1 protein-coding gene is annotated in these 430 nt (G+C 45.8%); it reads right to left on the reverse strand.

Annotation, left to right across the window (positions count from 1 at the left end; genetic code table 11):
- Positions 1–118: 118 nt before the first annotated feature.
- A partial coding sequence (locus CWC11_RS22325) for an aminotransferase class IV (protein WP_171038532.1) occupies positions 119–430 on the reverse strand: 312 nt, incomplete at its 5' end.

The following is a 430-nucleotide window of genomic DNA, read 5'->3' on the forward strand; positions in this document are numbered from 1 at the left end:
AGTTGTCTTGCTCCGTAATTTAGCCATGCTTCACCTTTTTCTCAGCTTTGCCGAGTTCCTCATTCCCACAATTTACAATGCGCTTTTGTTCGGGACGCTTGGCCCGATTCCAATAAAATTATTCGTTTACGTATTCTAACCAGCCATTTTCGTCATCAGCTTGACCTTTAACCAAAGCGAAATAGGCCTGCTGTAACTCTTCCGTAATTGGACCTCTACCACCATTACCCACGGTAATCTTGTCTACGCTGCGAACAGGTACTACTTCCGCTGCGGTACCAACCATAAAGAACTCATCAGCAAGATAAAGCGCTTCACGAGCGATTGGCTCTTCACGTACTTCATAACCGCGTTTTTTTGCCAAATGGATGATAGTGTCGCGCGTAAGACCAGGTAGAATACAAGCTGTGGTTGGCGGGGTATAAAGCAC

The organism is Pseudoalteromonas sp. S3178 (genome assembly GCF_005886985.1).
Taxonomy (GTDB): Bacteria; Pseudomonadota; Gammaproteobacteria; order Enterobacterales; family Alteromonadaceae; genus Pseudoalteromonas; species Pseudoalteromonas carrageenovora.